At 62.7% G+C, this 14,387-nt stretch carries 16 protein-coding genes and 1 riboswitch; of the genes, 9 read left to right on the forward strand and 7 right to left on the reverse strand.

Annotation, left to right across the window (positions count from 1 at the left end):
• Positions 1 to 5 precede the first annotated feature (5 nt).
• The 3 genes from G4D79_RS16820 to G4D79_RS16830 are packed head-to-tail and all read left to right on the forward strand — an operon-like array spanning position 6 to position 3,881.
• Complete coding sequence (locus G4D79_RS16820; RefSeq protein WP_007731080.1) at positions 6 to 656, forward strand: potassium-transporting ATPase subunit C; 651 nt, start codon at positions 6 to 8, stop codon at positions 654 to 656.
• A gap of 7 nt (positions 657 to 663) precedes the next feature.
• The gene (locus G4D79_RS16825) at positions 664 to 3,204 is read left to right on the forward strand and encodes a sensor histidine kinase KdpD (protein ID WP_003944466.1); all 2,541 of its coding nucleotides are present in this window, start codon (positions 664 to 666) and stop codon (positions 3,202 to 3,204) included.
• Positions 3,201 to 3,881, forward strand: a complete 681-nt coding sequence (locus G4D79_RS16830) for a response regulator (RefSeq protein WP_003944545.1) — start codon at positions 3,201 to 3,203, stop codon at positions 3,879 to 3,881. Before G4D79_RS16825 ends, G4D79_RS16830 begins: the two co-directional genes overlap by 4 nt.
• Positions 3,882 to 3,890: 9 nt before the next feature.
• Here the strand turns inward: G4D79_RS16830 and G4D79_RS16835 are convergent, their stop codons facing one another.
• Positions 3,891 to 4,871 (reverse strand): zinc-binding alcohol dehydrogenase family protein, encoded by a 981-nt coding sequence (locus G4D79_RS16835; RefSeq protein WP_030536604.1) that lies wholly within the window; start codon positions 4,869 to 4,871, stop codon positions 3,891 to 3,893.
• Complete coding sequence (locus G4D79_RS16840) at positions 4,868 to 5,329, reverse strand: MarR family transcriptional regulator (RefSeq protein ID WP_214514254.1); 462 nt, start codon at positions 5,327 to 5,329, stop codon at positions 4,868 to 4,870. Before G4D79_RS16840 ends, G4D79_RS16835 begins: the two co-directional genes overlap by 4 nt.
• A gap of 122 nt (positions 5,330 to 5,451) precedes the next feature.
• On the opposite strand from G4D79_RS16840, the gene dinB reads away from it, so the two are divergent.
• A complete protein-coding gene (gene dinB / locus G4D79_RS16845; RefSeq protein WP_214514255.1) occupies positions 5,452 to 6,750 on the forward strand; it encodes a DNA polymerase IV in 1,299 nt (432 codons plus the stop codon).
• Here the strand turns inward: dinB and G4D79_RS16850 are convergent.
• Positions 6,747 to 8,027, reverse strand: coding sequence for an LLM class flavin-dependent oxidoreductase (locus tag G4D79_RS16850; RefSeq protein WP_214514256.1), 1,281 nt, complete (start codon positions 8,025 to 8,027; stop codon positions 6,747 to 6,749). The two genes, dinB and G4D79_RS16850, sit on opposite strands and share 4 nt — an antisense overlap.
• On the reverse strand, positions 8,027 to 8,818 hold the full coding sequence (locus G4D79_RS16855; protein ID WP_214514257.1) for a 3-oxoacyl-ACP reductase: 792 nt from the start codon (positions 8,816 to 8,818) through the stop codon (positions 8,027 to 8,029). Before G4D79_RS16855 ends, G4D79_RS16850 begins: the two co-directional genes overlap by 1 nt.
• Positions 8,809 to 8,902, reverse strand: a riboswitch (TPP riboswitch). It overlaps the preceding gene by 10 nt.
• Before the next feature lie 138 nt (positions 8,903 to 9,040).
• On the opposite strand from G4D79_RS16855, the gene G4D79_RS16860 reads away from it, so the two are divergent.
• Together G4D79_RS16860 and G4D79_RS16865 are read left to right on the forward strand one after the other, a co-directional pair.
• Positions 9,041 to 9,481: a DoxX family protein gene (locus G4D79_RS16860; RefSeq protein ID WP_003944516.1), complete on the forward strand. Its 441-nt coding sequence runs from the start codon at positions 9,041 to 9,043 to the stop codon at positions 9,479 to 9,481.
• Between the two features lie 103 nt (positions 9,482 to 9,584).
• Positions 9,585 to 10,574, forward strand: coding sequence for a diiron oxygenase (locus tag G4D79_RS16865; protein WP_003944493.1), 990 nt, complete (start codon positions 9,585 to 9,587; stop codon positions 10,572 to 10,574).
• Here the strand turns inward: G4D79_RS16865 and G4D79_RS16870 are convergent.
• Positions 10,571 to 11,320 carry a TetR/AcrR family transcriptional regulator gene (locus tag G4D79_RS16870; protein WP_007731095.1) on the reverse strand — a complete coding sequence of 250 codons (750 nt, stop codon included), beginning with the start codon at positions 11,318 to 11,320 and terminating at the stop codon, positions 10,571 to 10,573. The two genes, G4D79_RS16865 and G4D79_RS16870, sit on opposite strands and share 4 nt — an antisense overlap.
• Positions 11,321 to 11,416: 96 nt before the next feature.
• Here G4D79_RS16870 and recO point away from each other — a divergent pair, with 96 nt between their 5' ends.
• From recO to G4D79_RS16885, 3 genes are read left to right on the forward strand one after another with little or no spacing between them, the layout of a single operon-like run.
• Positions 11,417 to 12,232 carry a DNA repair protein RecO gene (gene recO / locus G4D79_RS16875; protein ID WP_029255636.1) on the forward strand — a complete coding sequence of 272 codons (816 nt, stop codon included), beginning with the start codon at positions 11,417 to 11,419 and terminating at the stop codon, positions 12,230 to 12,232.
• Positions 12,189 to 13,007 (forward strand): isoprenyl transferase, encoded by an 819-nt coding sequence (locus G4D79_RS16880; protein ID WP_003944543.1) that lies wholly within the window; start codon positions 12,189 to 12,191, stop codon positions 13,005 to 13,007. Before recO ends, G4D79_RS16880 begins: the two co-directional genes overlap by 44 nt.
• Complete coding sequence (locus G4D79_RS16885; protein ID WP_019749000.1) at positions 13,004 to 13,426, forward strand: YbjN domain-containing protein; 423 nt, start codon at positions 13,004 to 13,006, stop codon at positions 13,424 to 13,426. Before G4D79_RS16880 ends, G4D79_RS16885 begins: the two co-directional genes overlap by 4 nt.
• A 5-nt stretch (positions 13,427 to 13,431) precedes the next feature.
• Here G4D79_RS16885 and G4D79_RS16890 read toward each other — a convergent pair whose 3' ends face one another.
• Positions 13,432 to 13,863, reverse strand: coding sequence for a Fur family transcriptional regulator (locus G4D79_RS16890; RefSeq protein ID WP_003944514.1), 432 nt, complete (start codon positions 13,861 to 13,863; stop codon positions 13,432 to 13,434).
• Between the two features lie 11 nt (positions 13,864 to 13,874).
• On the reverse strand, positions 13,875 to 14,258 hold the full coding sequence (locus tag G4D79_RS16895) for a metalloregulator ArsR/SmtB family transcription factor (RefSeq protein WP_003944457.1): 384 nt from the start codon (positions 14,256 to 14,258) through the stop codon (positions 13,875 to 13,877).
• Positions 14,259 to 14,387 lie beyond the last annotated feature (129 nt).

The raw sequence follows: 14,387 nt of genomic DNA on the forward strand, positions 1-14,387 counted from the left end.
CTGACATGCGTTTCACTATCGGTTTTGCCAAACAGGTGTGGGCGGGTTTGCTCGTATTGCTCGCGCTCACCGTCGTTCTCGGTGTGGTCTATCCCGCCGCGGTGTGGGGTGTCAGCCGGATCAGCTCCGGATCTGCCGAAGGCTCACCGGTCACCGATGCCGCCGGTTGCGTGGTCGGCAGTGCCTGGGTGGGTGTCGATCCGCAGGTCGCCGAAGGGCAGCAGGACCCGTTCTTCCACAATCGTGTTGTCGGATCCGTTTCGGACGAGGATCCGTTTGCCACCGGTGATCCCGCTGCGGCACTGCCGTCCAACCAGGGGCCGAGCAGCGAGATTCTGGCCGGATTCGTCATCGAGCGCCGGGCAGCCATCGCGGCACGCGAGGGTGTCGACCCTGCATCGGTTCCCGTCGACGCAGTCACCGGTTCGGGCTCGGGTATCGATCCCCACATCAGTCCGGCGTACGCCGAACTGCAGGTCGCGAGGGTGGCGGCCAACAACGGCATCTCGGAAGACCAGGTGCGGGACTTGGTGGCCGAGCACACCGACGGTCGGCAACTCGGATTTCTCGGAGCCGAGCGAGTCAACGTCCTGGAATTGAACCTGGCACTCGGATTGACGGCACCTACGTGTGCTGCACCGACGACTGGTGGATGATTGTCACGTGAGTTCTTCGGAGAAGGTCGGTCAATCTTTCGGTAGGGCACGCAAACGTGGTGAATTGCGTATCTACCTCGGCGCTGCGCCTGGCGTCGGAAAGACCTTCGCGATGCTCGGTGAGGCTCATCGGCGTCGAGATCGTGGCTGTGACGTGGTCGCGGCCGTCGTGGAGACACACGGCCGCGCCCGCACCGCGGCGCAGATCGGAGACCTCGAAACAGTGCCGCCCAAGCTGGTGGATTATCGCGGAACACGGATGCCGGAACTGGACGTCGAGGCCGTGTTGGCTCGGCGTCCGGCCCTTGTCCTGGTGGACGAGTTGGCACATACCAACACGCCAGGGAGCAAGAATCACAAGCGCTGGCAGGACGTACAGGAACTGCTCGAAGCCGGGATCGACGTTCTGTCCACGGTCAACGTGCAACACCTCGAAAGCCTCAACGACGTTGTCGCGCACATCACCGGCGTGGTTCAGCAGGAGACGGTTCCGGACGCGGTAGTGCGTAGTGCGGCGCAGGTCGAGCTGGTCGACATCACCCCGGAGGCGCTGCGCCGCAGACTTTCTCACGGAAACGTGTATTCACCGGAACGGGTCGATGCGGCCTTGGGCAATTACTTCAGACGCGGAAACCTCACGGCGCTACGCGAACTGGCTCTGCTGTGGGTGGCCGATCAGGTGGACGCCGCACTGGCGAAATACCGGGCCGAGAACAAGATCACCGATACCTGGGAAGCGCGCGAGCGTGTCGTCGTTGCCGTGACCGGGGGACCGGAGTCGGAAACCCTGGTACGACGCGCATCTCGAATCGCGTCGAAGTCGAGCGCCGAGCTGATGGTGGTCCACGTCGTACGCGGTGACGGACTCACCGGAGTCTCGGCGCCCGAGATGGGCAAGGTGCGCGCGTTGGCTGTCGGAGTCGGCGCCACGCTTCACACTGTTGTCGGTGACGACGTACCGTCGACGCTCCTCGAGTTCGCGCGTGAGGAGAACGCCACACAGTTGGTGCTGGGAACGTCGCGGCGTTCCCGCCTGGCTCGCATCCTCGACGAGGGGATCGGCGCTGCGGTGGTTCAGCAGTCCGGTGGTATCGACGTTCACATGGTCACGCACGAGGAAGCGACGGCGCGACGACGCATTTCGGTGCTGGGGCGCTCGGAGCGCCGGGTCCTGTCGTGGATTGCGGCGATCGTCGTGCCTTCGCTCGCGGCCGCGATCATGGGTCTCGTCGACCGAATCTCCGGGGTCAACGGCGAGAACGCGCTGTTCTTCGTCGTGGTCGTTCTGGTCGCCCTCCTCGGCGGCGTCGGCCCGGCGATATTGTCGGCCCTGATCTCGGGACTGCTGCTCAATTACTTCTTCACCGATCCGCGGTACAGCTTCACCATCGCCGAACCTGACAACTTCATCACCACTGTCGTGCTGTTGATCGTGGCTGTGGCAGTTGCCGTTCTGGTCGACGCCGCAGCAAAGCGCGCCCGCGAGGCGAAGCGCGCATCCGAGGAAGCCGAACTGCTCACACTGTTCGCGGGATCAGTTCTCCGCGGAGCGGATCTGTCGACACTTCTGGCGAAGGCACTCGAAATCTATCGCCAGCGAGGGGTTTCCGTCATTCATCACGACGACGGAGTCATCGCCGCCGTGGGTACGCAGCCGCCGACCACGGACGACGAAGCGGATACGGTCTGTGAGGTCAACGACGGGGAATACGCGCTGTTGTTGGCTGGGCCCGACCTGAGTGCGCGGGATCGACGAGTGCTGACGGTGGTGGCTCACCAAGCAGTTGGGATGATCCGCCAGGAGAAACTGACAGTCGAGGCGAGCAAGGCTGCCGCGCTCACCGAGGCTGATCAACTGCGTCGAGCCCTGCTGTCAGCGGTAAGCCATGACCTGCGAACGCCTCTCGCCGGAGTGAAGGCGGCGGTGTCGAGTCTGCGCAGCGACGACATCGAGTTCTCGCCCGAAGACACCGCTGAATTGTTGGCAACCATCGAGGAGTCGGCGGATCAGTTGACGGCGCTGGTCGGGAACTTGCTCGACTCGTCCCGACTTGCCGCCGGGGTGGTGAAACCCACGCTGCGGCCGGTGTATCTGGACGAGGTGGTTCACCGCGCGTTGCTGGGCCTCGGCATCGGTGGACGCTCGGATTCGCGGGCTCGAAGTGTAGTCGTCGACGTGGGTACCGTTGCAGTGCAAGCAGATCAAGGTCTGCTCGAGCGGGTGATTGCGAACATCGTCGACAACGCTCTGCGCTACGGGGGAGAAACCCCGGTGCGCGTCGGGGCGGCGCAACTCGGTGATCGTGTGGTGATCAGTGTTGCCGATACGGGCCCAGGTGTTCCGCGAGGTGAGGCCGAAACGATGTTCCAGCCGTTCCAACGGATGGGAGATCGCGACAACACCGGCGGAGTGGGCCTCGGACTTTCCGTGGTGCGCGGATTTGTCGATGCGATGGGCGGAACGGTCAGCGCCACAGACACACCTGGTGGGGGATTGACGATGATCGTGGAGTTGGCTGCGGCCGGTACGAATGGGAATGGATCATGAGTCGAATCCTGGTAGTGGACGACGAACCGCAGATTCTGCGAGCTCTGCGTATCAATCTTTCGGTGCGCGGGTACGAGGTGGTGACCGCGTCGACGGGCGCCGGTGCCTTGCGGGCTGCTGCCGAGCGTCCACCGGACGTCGTGGTACTCGATCTCGGACTGCCCGACATGGACGGCACCGAAGTGCTTGCCGGCCTGCGTGGCTGGTGCACGGCGCCGGTCATCGTGCTGTCGGCGCGCACGGATTCCGCGGACAAGGTCGAGGCTCTCGACGCCGGTGCGGACGACTACGTCACCAAGCCCTTCGGGATGGACGAGTTTCTGGCCCGCGTGCGCGCTGCGGCGAGGCGGGGAACCTCCGCGGCGGACACTTCGGAACCGTCGGTCGAGACCGCGTCCTTCACGGTGGACTTGGCTGCGAAAACAGTGAGTCGGCGCGGTGAACAGGTGCACCTGACTCCGACCGAGTGGGGCATGCTCGAGATGCTTGTGCGCAACCGCGGAAAGCTGGTCGGGCAGAAGGAGTTGCTTCGGGAAGTGTGGGGACCGGCGTACGACACCGAGACCCACTATCTACGTGTCTACCTGGCTCAACTTCGTCGGAAGCTCGAGGATGACCCGGCGAACCCCAAGCATCTGATCACCGAGGCAGGAATGGGTTATCGATTCGTGGTGTGAGAAGCCAGGTCAGAGCACAACTACCAATTTGCCACGTGCCGTACCGGCTTCCATCTTGGCATGGGCTCGCGCGATGTCCTCGAACGCGAACACCTCGTCGATCGGTACCACCGCCTCGCCTGACGCCACAGCGGAGAGGAAGTCTTGCAGTACGTCGGCAGGCAGGTCGGACGCGTCCCCACCGTACGAGGTCAATCGCACTCCGCGTGGAATGTAGTCGATCGGATAAAAGTCTTTGACTGTCCACTCGTTGGACAGCATTCCCGTGAAACACACGGTGCCGTGAACGCGGGTCGCGCGCAACGTGTCGGGAAGTGTTGGTGTTCCGACCAATTCGAGGGCCAGATCAACACCGCCCGGGAGGATGTCTCGAACCTGGCCGGCCACAGCACCGTCGTCGACGATAACGTGGTCAACCCCGATCGCGGTCAACGACGACGCTTTGTTCGCATCTCGGGTGGTCGCAAGGACAGTGAGTCCCCACTGCTTCGCCAGGACTGCGGTTGCCATGCCGACCGAGGAGGTTCCTCCCCGGATCAACAGGGATTGACCGGATTTCGCGTCCAGTCCTACCGTCAGCGAGCCGTAGGACGTTTGCAGCATCTCGGGAACAGCTCCCACTGTCGACCAGTCCAGTTCGCTCGAGAAGGGAACGACCTGACTGACGGGAACGCACGTGTACTCGGCATAACCGCCGTCGAACGTCCTCCCCATCCCACCCATCATGGCGGCGACTTGCCGGCCTTCGGTGAGCTCCCCGCCGGGGCAGTTCACCACTTCGCCGACGGCCTCGATGCCCAGCACCCTCGGGAATGTCACGCCTTCGGCGAGGCCGAGGCGGGTGTGAAGTTCGGATCGATTGAGGCCGAATGCCTTCACCCGGACCAGTACCCAGCCCGCAATCGGCACGGGTATCGGAATCACTTTGATAGTCAATGCTTCTGGCGGGCCGGGGGCGTCGAGCACGATTGCGCGCATTGTGTCGGTCATGCTTTTTCCTTCGTGGTCGGTGTCAGGTTTCGATTGGCTTCACGCAGCGTGGCCAGTGTGGCGCCGAATCGATCGAGAGCGTCGGGCGTCAGCACGGAACCGAGACGGCGCTCCAATTCGCCGTCGAACGTTGCCTTCGCCCGCCGCAACAGCTCATTGCCCTCGGGAGTCAACTCGATGAGTGAGGATCGTTTGTCGGTGGGATTGGATTTTCGATGGCAGTGTCCAGCCGCTTCGATTCGATCCACCAGCTTGCTCGTGCCACCGACGGTGATCGCGAGGGCCTCGGCGATGTCGAAGACCCGACAGGAGCCGAGCCTGTCGATGATCTGCATCGGCTCGAATCGACTCAGTGGCAGGTCGTGCTCGATTCGGAGTCGCTGGTCGGCGGCCGTCCACAATTCGGTTTCGAAGCGGACGAGGTTGTCGAAGTGCCTGCTCAGGGCTGATCTGGTCACGAGCAGACTCCGAACCGATATGCATTCCGTGGAATCATTCGTTCACCGTACGCCCGATTCGTGATTAATTCCATGGAATCTATTTCCGAACCTTACGCAGTGTCGGTGGGTCATGGGAACATATGTTCGTGTCATATGAACCGCTGGACCAAGAAACGCCAGGTGAGCACCCCGGCGATACTCGTTCTGGCGGGAACTGTTCTGGCGGTAGTCGGCCCACGGGTGACGCAACGATCCTGCATGCGGACCTCGATTCGTTCTACGCATCAGTCGAGCAACGCGACGACCCGACTCTGGCCGGCAGGCCGGTCATCGTCGGCGGTGGGGTGGTCTTGGCGGCAAGCTACGAGGCCAAGGCGTTCGGGGTTCGCACAGCCATGAGCGGTGGTCAGGCCCGATCACTGTGTCCTCAGGCGATAGTCGTCCCTCCGCGAATGTCGGCGTACTCGCAGGCGAGCAAAGACGTGTTCGACGTCTTTCACGACACGTCGCCGCTGGTCGAAGGAATCTCCATAGACGAGGCCTTTCTCGAGGTCGGCGGGCTCGCCAAGATCGTGGGAAACCCGCTGCAGATCGGAGCCAACCTCAGACGCGATGTGGCCGAGCAGGTCGGACTACCGATCACGGTCGGAATCGCACGCACCAAGTTCCTGGCCAAGGTCGCCAGTGCATTCGCGAAACCCGACGGATTGCTGCGAGTGCCGCCGGAGGGCGAGACCGAGTTCCTGCATCCCTTGCCGGTCGAGAAGCTGTGGGGCGTCGGCAAGATCACGGCCCAGAAGCTGCGAAACTTCGACATCGTGACGGTGGGTGACATCGCGCGGCACGACGAATCCTCGATCGTCTCGATTCTCGGGGGCGGCGCCGGTCGCCATCTCTACGCACTCTCACACAATCGAGATCCGCGCCCCGTCCGCGCCTATCGTGGCCGCAGTTCGATGGGTGCTCAGCATGCGCTGGGTCGCGGATCCCATCCCCGCGCAGAACTCGATGCGTCGTTGATGTCCCTTGTCGACCGTGTCAGTCGACGCATGCGTTCGGCGCAGCGGACGGGGCGCACGGTCACGCTCCGGCTCCGCTTCGCGGATTTCACGCGGGCAACTCGATCTCACACGCTGCGCCGGTCCACCGCCGACACAGCGGAATTGCTGAACGCCTCGATGGTGCTGCTGGACGAAGCGATACCGATGATCGCGGACAAGGGCATCACGTTGATCGGCGTCGCTGTCTCCAACCTGGATCGGGACGGCGCCGAACAACTCGAATTGCCCTTCGACGGTCCAGGATTCGCGGGTCCGGACACTGCCGCCCTCGACTCGGCAATGGACAGTGTTCGGAAGAAGTTCGGCTCCGCGGCCCTTACGAGGGGAGTGCTCCTGGGACGCGATCCGGACCTGTCGGTGCCGCTACTGCCGGACTAGGTGAGGTTTGCTCGCAGAGTCGCTCCCTTGTATTCGCGACGGAACAACCCACGCGCCTGCAGCACCGGAATCACGTGATCGACAAAATCTTCCAGACCCTGCGGATAGGTCGGCGGCATCAGATTGAAACCGTCGGCACCGCGGCCGTTCAACCAGGATCCCATCTCGTCGGCAATCGACTCCGGTGTTCCGATCATCGTTGCGTGACCACCACCCGCAGCGAGCGTCCCGAGGAGTTCCCGCACAGTCGGTGCGTCCTTCTCGACGATCCGCAAAATAGTGGCGTAGCGGCCCTGCGGCCCGGTGAACGCTTCGAGTGGAGGCAACGGGGGCACGGGCCCGTCGAGATCCCAGTTCTCGCAATCCTGTCCGGTGAACAACGAGAGTTGGCGTATCGACTGTTCGGTGGGCAGCAGGAGATCGAGTTCGGCCTTCTTCGCCCTGGCCTCGGCGACGGTGCTGCCGACGTAGGTGACCAGTCCCGGCATCACGGCGACCGAACTCGAATCCCGGCCGGCTCGCTCGATTCTCGATTTCACGTCCGCGTAGTAGGTCTGTGCGCTGGGTAAGTCGTAGGCAACCGAATAGATTGCCTCGGCGCGACGCGCCGCCAGATCGCGACCCTGCTCGGACGCCCCGGCCTGGAACAACACCGGCCGGCCTTGCGGGGAGCGCGGAACCGTCAACGGCCCGTCCACCCGAAAATGTTTGCCGTCGTGATCGATTCGAGAAATCCTGTTTGCGTCGGCAAAACGCCCCGACCGGTCGAGAATCAGCGCGTCTTCCGACCATGAATCCCACAATGCGAGGGCCACTTCGACAAATTCGTCGGCTCGTTCGTATCGGGATGCGTGATCGGGCATCGCCTCGAGTCCGTGGTTGCGCGCCTCCTGGTCGAACATCGAGGTCACGACGTTCCAGCCGGCCCGTCCGCCGCTGATGTGGTCGAGCGAGGCCAACAGTCGCGCCGCGTGAAACGGCGTGTAGAAAGTGGTGGAAATGGTGGTCACCAGGCCGATGTCCGCTGTCGCTCGTGCCATGGCAGTCAATGCGGTGATCGGCTCGAGAAACCACGACGCACCCGACTCGGGTTCGCGAACACTGTGACCGTCAGCGAAGAAGACGGCGTCCAGCTTGCCGCGTTCGGCGATCTGGGCGAGCGACTCGTAATACGTGATGTCACCGAGACTTTCGACCGGTGAGTCGCGATGACGCCATGCCGCACTGTGATGTCCGCAACCGAGCAGGAACGCACCTATCCGCAGCTGTGCGCCCATCAGTTCTTGACGAGTCCGCCGTCGACAACCAGGTTCTGACCGGTCACGGCCCGCGACCATGGGGAGGCGAAAAAGAGTGCAGCGTCGGCAAATTCGTCCGGCGTGGTGACTCGGCGCAGGGGAGTGCTTGCCGCGATCATGTCGAAGACGGCTTCGGGTGTTGCGGCGCTCGCATCGGTGGTGCGGAGCAAGCCGCCCGAGACCATGTTGACTGTGATCCCGTCCGGACCGAGGTCGGCGGACAGTGTCCGTGTCAGTGCCAGCAGTGCGGCCTTGGCAGCGGTGTAGTCGTGGTACGGAACTACCGGATTCTGGACCAGATTGGTTCCGACAGTGATGATTCGGCCGAAGCCGAGTTCGCGCATGCCTGGTAGCGCTGCCTGGGTGGTGTTGAGTGTTCCGGCAACGGCTCCGCGTAGTTGAGAGTCGAAGTCGGCCCAGGTGATCGTGTCCGCGTTCGGCCGTGCATCGCCGTTGAACGAGAAGTCGACCAGTGCATTGTCGACCACGGTCGAGATCGGTGCGTCGAATCTCTCGCGTGCAGCGGAGAACAACTGGTCGACGGAACTGCGGTCCGTCACGTCCGCCTGGACTGCGAAGGCACGATCCTCACCTAGTTCGGTGACCAGGGTCTCAGCGGCGTCACGGCTCTTGTTGTAGTTCACGATTACCCGGGCCCCCGAGCGGGAGAATGCTCGGCTCAGTGCGGCGCCGAGCCCGCGGGCGCCACCGGTGATCAGAACGATCTGCTCGTCCAGGCTGAGTGCGCGCTGAAATTGCTGTTCGGTCATGTCGACATCCCTCCGCCAGTGCTAACTGGTCAGGTTCATCGGGTCTGATCTCAGCCGACTTTTTCGGCACCCCGTGTCACCGTCCATCAGACCACGTGAGGTGAATCGTCCTGAACGCCGGGTGCGTTGTAACGGCCGGCGCGATGAGTTTTCGATCGCTCGGGAGTCGTAATTGCAAGCGAAGTGGCAACCGGCCGCTCGCCTTCGCCCCAGGAGATTCCGATGACCACCCAGCCCGTCCACAACGAAACTGTTTCCGGTAACGCCACGACGACGACACCTTCGGCCACGGCTCGCAAGCTCGGATACGTCCTGAGTGGGCTGTTCGTCGTTTTCATGCTCTTCGACGGCATCATCCACATTCTCAACCTTCAGACAGTCAAGGATGCGTCGGCTGAACTTGGGTTGCCGGACTCGCTGGCATTGACGGCTGGGGTGGTGCAACTGATCTGCCTTGCGCTGTACGTGATTCCGCGAACGTCGATACTCGGCGCGATTCTGCTCACCGGTTACCTGGGGGGAGCGGTGTTGACCAACCTTCGAGCTGAACAGCCTCTGCTGAGCACGACCCTGTTTGCCGTCTACACCGGAATCGTCATGTGGGCGGGACTGTATCTCCGGGACGAGAAGGTTCGCGAGATCATCCCGCTGCGTCGGGCCTGAAATAGGCCCCCGAGGGGGTTGCGTGGGACGCGGTGTCCCATTATGTTTGACCTCATTCAAGTCCGTCGACTGCAATCGACGGACTGGCCGTGAGGAGACACCGATGGCTCGGTCAGCGTCGATCGAAGTGGAAAAGCCGTACCACCAGGTACTGCAGACTTTGTCCGAGGGCTCGGTTGCCCGCAGTTTCGATCCCTATCTCGACATCGACTGGGATTCACCAGAGTTCGCGATCGATCCGCATGATCCGAGATGGGTGCTCTCGTCCGTGTCGGACCCCCTCGGGGCGACGCAGTGGTACCAGGATCAGTCGTTGGAGCGTCGAATCGCCATGGGAATGTGGCGTCAGGCGAACGTGACCAAGGTGGGTTCGGCTTTCGAGAGCATCTTGATCCGGGGAATGCTGCAATACATCATGGCGCTACCCAACCAGTCGCCTGAGTTCCGGTACTGCCTGCACGAGATGACCGAAGAGTGCAATCACATCCAGATGTTCCAGGAACTCGTCAATCGCATGGACATCGACGTGCCGGGTATGCGTCCGATGTTCCGGCGGCTGTCGCCGATCATCGGAGTGCTGGGAGCAAAGTTCCCGGTCATCTTCTTCATCGGCATTCTGGCTGGTGAAGAACCGATCGACCACTTCCAGAAGGATCTCATCCGTGAGGGTAAGGACACGCCGCCGGCGATGCTCCGCACCATGGAGATTCACATCGCCGAAGAAGCGAGACACATCTCGTTTGCTCACGAGTTCCTGCGCAATCACGTCCCCAGACTCAGTCGTACGAGTCGAGCCATCACATCGGTCGCCTTCCCCGGCGCGATGCGTTGGCTTGCGGGTGAAATCATGTCACCGCCAAAGGAATTCGCCGAAGAGTTCGGAATCCCGGACGAGGTGATGAAGAGCGCCTTCTGGGGGAGCCCGCATTCACGCCGCATCCTGGGTAACTACTTCGGCGAAATGCGAGCCCTGGCAGACGAACTCGGATTGATGAATCCGGTGTCGAAGCGTGCGTGGCGAAAGCTGCGCATCGACGGCGACTACGCCCGCTACCGCGGCGAGCCGAAGCGTTCCGACAAGACCCGGATCTAGTCCGGCCGCGAAGTTCCTCCGTCGGAGGACACCAGCTCGGCTATGAGCGTGGACAATTCGACATGGGGATCGATCTGTAGTCCGCTCGAGCGGGCAACGCCGTCGAACATGTACCAGGTGTATTTCGCGAGGTCGGCGACGATCTCTTCGCGGCTCGGCTTCGGATCGGTGCTTCGGACCCAGTGGGTGAGCGTGCCCTCGACCATTGTCACCACTGCGAACGGTAGTGAATCGAAGGGTGAGGAGTCGATCCCCACGGATCGACCGACTTCGGTGATAGTGGTGCGGGCGGAGTCGGCGATTGTGGCCTTCAGACTGCTGATCGCGTCGATGCTCTCGTCGTCGTAGTCGGTGGGGCCGGTACCCATGAACTCGTGAATCCGCGGATGCTCGGTGATCCACTCGGCGACGGCGCTGATGGTTCGGGTCAGGATCTGGTCGAGAGTGCCTACCGAAATGCTCATCGACGCGTCCAGGGCCGCCGCAAATTGTCCGAGCACAAACGCTCGGACTCGTCGATCGAGGTCGTCTCGGCCGCTGAATTGGCGGTACACCACCGACTTGGCGAGGCCGGCACGATCGGCGATCTGCTGGACGGACACCTCGGCACCTGCCGCACGCTCTTCGATCAGTTCGACCGCCGAGGTGAGTATCCGTTTCTGACGCTCGGAGTTGTGTCGCTCCCACCGCGCTTCGCGACCGGTCAACTCTGCAGTGACAGGTTGCGCAATTGCGTCGCTCGGCATCGCGCCAGTCTATCCGGACGGACCTGCCGTGTTTCCGACTTGTCATCGGGCGCGGCATCGGGATCGGTCGTCGGTACAACGTGGGACACTGGTCGAGTGAGGTTGTATCGAGACACGGCAGTGGTGCTGCGCCTGCACAAACTGGGCGAAGCCGACCACATCGTCACGTTGCTCACCCGTCAGTTCGGGTTGGTACGTGCCGTGGCCAAAGGTGTCCGCCGAACCACCTCCAAATTCGGTGCCAGACTCGAACCGTTTGCTCACATCGACGTGCAACTACTTCCGGGCAAGAATCTCGACATCATCACTCAGGTGCAGACGGTCGACGCATTCGCCACCGACATCGTCGACGACTACAGCCGGTACACCACGGCCTGCGCCGTACTCGAAACTGCCGAGCGGTTGGCCGGCGAGGAACGCGCGCCGGCCCCGCAGCTTCAGCGATTGACGGTGGGAGCGCTGCGTGCGATTGCCGAGCAGGCACGACCGGTCGAGTTCGTGCTCGACGCGTTCTTGTTGAGAGCCATGGGCTATGCGGGTTGGGCGCCTGCCCTCGAAGAGTGCGCCCGCTGCAGTGCTCCTGGACCGCACCGGGCCTTTCATGTCGCCGCAGGCGGAGCCGTGTGTACCTATTGCCGCCCGGCGGGTGCTGCGACGCCGTCGCCCGGAGTGCTCGACTTGATGGAAGCCCTGCTCCGAGGGGAGTGGGAGGGTACCGATTCGGCGCCCGCGACGCTGCGGACGCAAGCCAGCGGACTGGTCGCGGCACACCTGCAGTGGCATCTCGAGCGCCAATTGCGGACGTTGCCGCTGATCGAGCGTTCGAGGCCGCATGCAGCCGTCGAGGTCGACTTGCCCGTGAGGCAGGATGGAACACGTGATTCGACGACGCGAACCGCGAACTCCGCTTGATTCTGCTGCTGACCGGGTGATCCGACCACCGGACCCACATCCGTCCGGGGCGACCCCGCCGATCCTGCAAACCGAACTGATCCCGCGCCACGTCGCTTTGGTGATGGACGGCAACGGACGATGGGCGCAGGAGCGCGGTCTGCCCCGAACCGCCGGGCACGAACGCGGCGAAGCTGTCCTGATGGACACCGTCTGCGGGTGCATCGAGATGGGTGTCGAGTGGCTCTCCGCTTACGCCTTCTCCACCGAGAACTGGAAGCGCAGTCCCGACGAGGTTCGATTCCTGATGGGCTTCAACCGTGATGTCATCCGCCGCCGACGCGACGAGATGAACGAAATGGGTGTGCGTGTTCGGTGGGCCGGTCGTAAGCCGCGCCTGTGGGCCAGCGTGATCAAGGAACTCGAGATCGCCGAAGAACTGACCAAGAACAACACCGTCATGAACTTGACCATGTGTGTGAACTACGGCGGCCGGGCCGAAATTGCCGATGCGGTAAAGGAAATCGCGAAGCGTGTCGCGGCCGGTGAGATCAATCCGGACAAGATCACCGAGGCGACTGTTGCCAAGTACCTCGACGAACCCGACATGCCCGACGTCGATCTCTTCCTGCGTCCGTCGGGGGAACAGCGGACGTCCAATTTCTTGATCTGGCAATCCGCCTACGCCGAAATGGTGTACCAGGAGAAGCTGTTTCCCGATTTCGACCGCCGCGACCTTTGGGCCGCCTGCGTCGAGTACGCCTCACGTGACCGTAGATTCGGTGGCGTCAAATGACAGGGGAGAACATGACCGACACCACCGACGAAGCAGCCCGCCTACAAGAACGCGCGGCCGCCTCGCTGGCGCATTTCGTGACGGTCGATGTTGCCGCCGACGGATCACTGGGTTTCCAGTACTCCGGCGCGCTGTGTTCCATCCAGGCGATGAATCTGTCCGAGGGTCTGGACGTGCTGTCCATGACGTGCGTTCTCGCATGGGACCGACCGGTGAGCGCGGCACTGCATCGCAAGGTGGCCGAGCGGAATCGCACCATCCAATTCGGCTCCATCGCGGTGTTCGGCCACGGCAGTCTGGCGGACGTCATCCTGCGTTACACGTTCCCTGCCGCCGGACTGGACGACGAGGCACTGACCACGATGTTGCTACTGGCGCTCACCGGTGCCGATACCGCCCGGCAGGGTTTGATTCCCTGACGCTCTCAGGCGGCGGCGCAGTCGCGGCAGGTGCCGAAGATCTCGACGGTGTGACTCACTTCGGTGAAACCGTTGTCCTCGGCGATGGTCTGTGACCACTGCTCGACCGTCGGGCCCTCGACCTCGACGGTGAATCCGCAGTTGCGGCACACCAGGTGATGGTGGTGCCCGGAGGAGCAGCGTCGGTAGACGGACTCACCTGTGTCGGTGCGTAGGACGTCGATGGTTCCGGCGTCGGAGAGTGCCTGCAGCGTGCGGTAGACGGTGGTCAGGCCGATGCCTTCACCTCGCTTGCGCAGTTCGTCGTGCAATTCCTGTGCCGACTTGAATTCGTCGATGTCGTCGAGCAGGGCGGAGATGGCGCTGCGCTGTTTCGTGGAACGAACGCCGACTGTGGCCGGTCCACGTTTCGAGGTCGTACTGCCCGGGGTGTTCATGCGGTGGAATCTCATCCTTCTTCGGCGTGGGCGACAGCGTCGACGACGATGTGTGCAAGGTGATCGTCGACGAGTCGATAGAGAACTTCTCGTCCGTTGCGCTCGCCGCGGACGACGCCCGCTGCTTTGAGTACGCGCAGATGCTGGCTGATGAGTGGCTGAGTGACACCGAGAGCTCCGACGAGTTCGTGAACGCAACGCTCCGACTCGTGCAACTGAAGCACGATCGCGATCCGAACGGGTGCAGCGAGCGCCCGCAGAATTTCGCCGGCTGCCGCCAGGGTTTCCTTGGGCGGCACGGGCGCGGGCGGTGCGGCTTCGAACGGGTCGTGCGTGTGTCCGAGGTCGGAATGATCATGGCTTTTGTGGAGATCGCCGGTATCCGCAATGCTCACAGCGAGGCTCCTTCGAGGGGTAGATCATGATGTCCGGGCATAGCCATCTCACCACATTATTGCAAATCACTTTCATTTTGATATGCACAAGTATGCATGTCAACCTTGGACGGAAGTGCGTGGCAGCCG

The organism is Rhodococcus sp. WY5 (assembly GCF_018588185.1).
Lineage (GTDB): Bacteria > Actinomycetota > Actinomycetes > Mycobacteriales > Mycobacteriaceae > Rhodococcus_F > Rhodococcus_F qingshengii.

Coding starts and splice junctions, on each gene's coding strand:
- G4D79_RS16820 (WP_007731080.1), top strand. CDS start 6: ATGCGTTTCACTATCGGTTTTGCCAAACAGGTGTGGGCGGGTTTGCTC.
- G4D79_RS16830 (WP_003944545.1), top strand. CDS start 3,201: ATGAGTCGAATCCTGGTAGTGGACGACGAACCGCAGATTCTGCGAGCT.
- G4D79_RS16835 (WP_030536604.1), bottom strand. CDS start 4,871: ATGACCGACACAATGCGCGCAATCGTGCTCGACGCCCCCGGCCCGCCA.
- dinB (WP_214514255.1), top strand. CDS start 5,452: ATGTTCGTGTCATATGAACCGCTGGACCAAGAAACGCCAGGTGAGCAC.
- G4D79_RS16850 (WP_214514256.1), bottom strand. CDS start 8,027: ATGGGCGCACAGCTGCGGATAGGTGCGTTCCTGCTCGGTTGCGGACAT.
- G4D79_RS16855 (WP_214514257.1), bottom strand. CDS start 8,818: ATGACCGAACAGCAATTTCAGCGCGCACTCAGCCTGGACGAGCAGATC.
- G4D79_RS16860 (WP_003944516.1), top strand. CDS start 9,041: ATGACCACCCAGCCCGTCCACAACGAAACTGTTTCCGGTAACGCCACG.
- G4D79_RS16865 (WP_003944493.1), top strand. CDS start 9,585: ATGGCTCGGTCAGCGTCGATCGAAGTGGAAAAGCCGTACCACCAGGTA.
- G4D79_RS16870 (WP_007731095.1), bottom strand. CDS start 11,320: ATGCCGAGCGACGCAATTGCGCAACCTGTCACTGCAGAGTTGACCGGT.
- G4D79_RS16880 (WP_003944543.1), top strand. CDS start 12,189: ATGGAACACGTGATTCGACGACGCGAACCGCGAACTCCGCTTGATTCT.
- G4D79_RS16885 (WP_019749000.1), top strand. CDS start 13,004: ATGACAGGGGAGAACATGACCGACACCACCGACGAAGCAGCCCGCCTA.
- G4D79_RS16890 (WP_003944514.1), bottom strand. CDS start 13,863: ATGAACACCCCGGGCAGTACGACCTCGAAACGTGGACCGGCCACAGTC.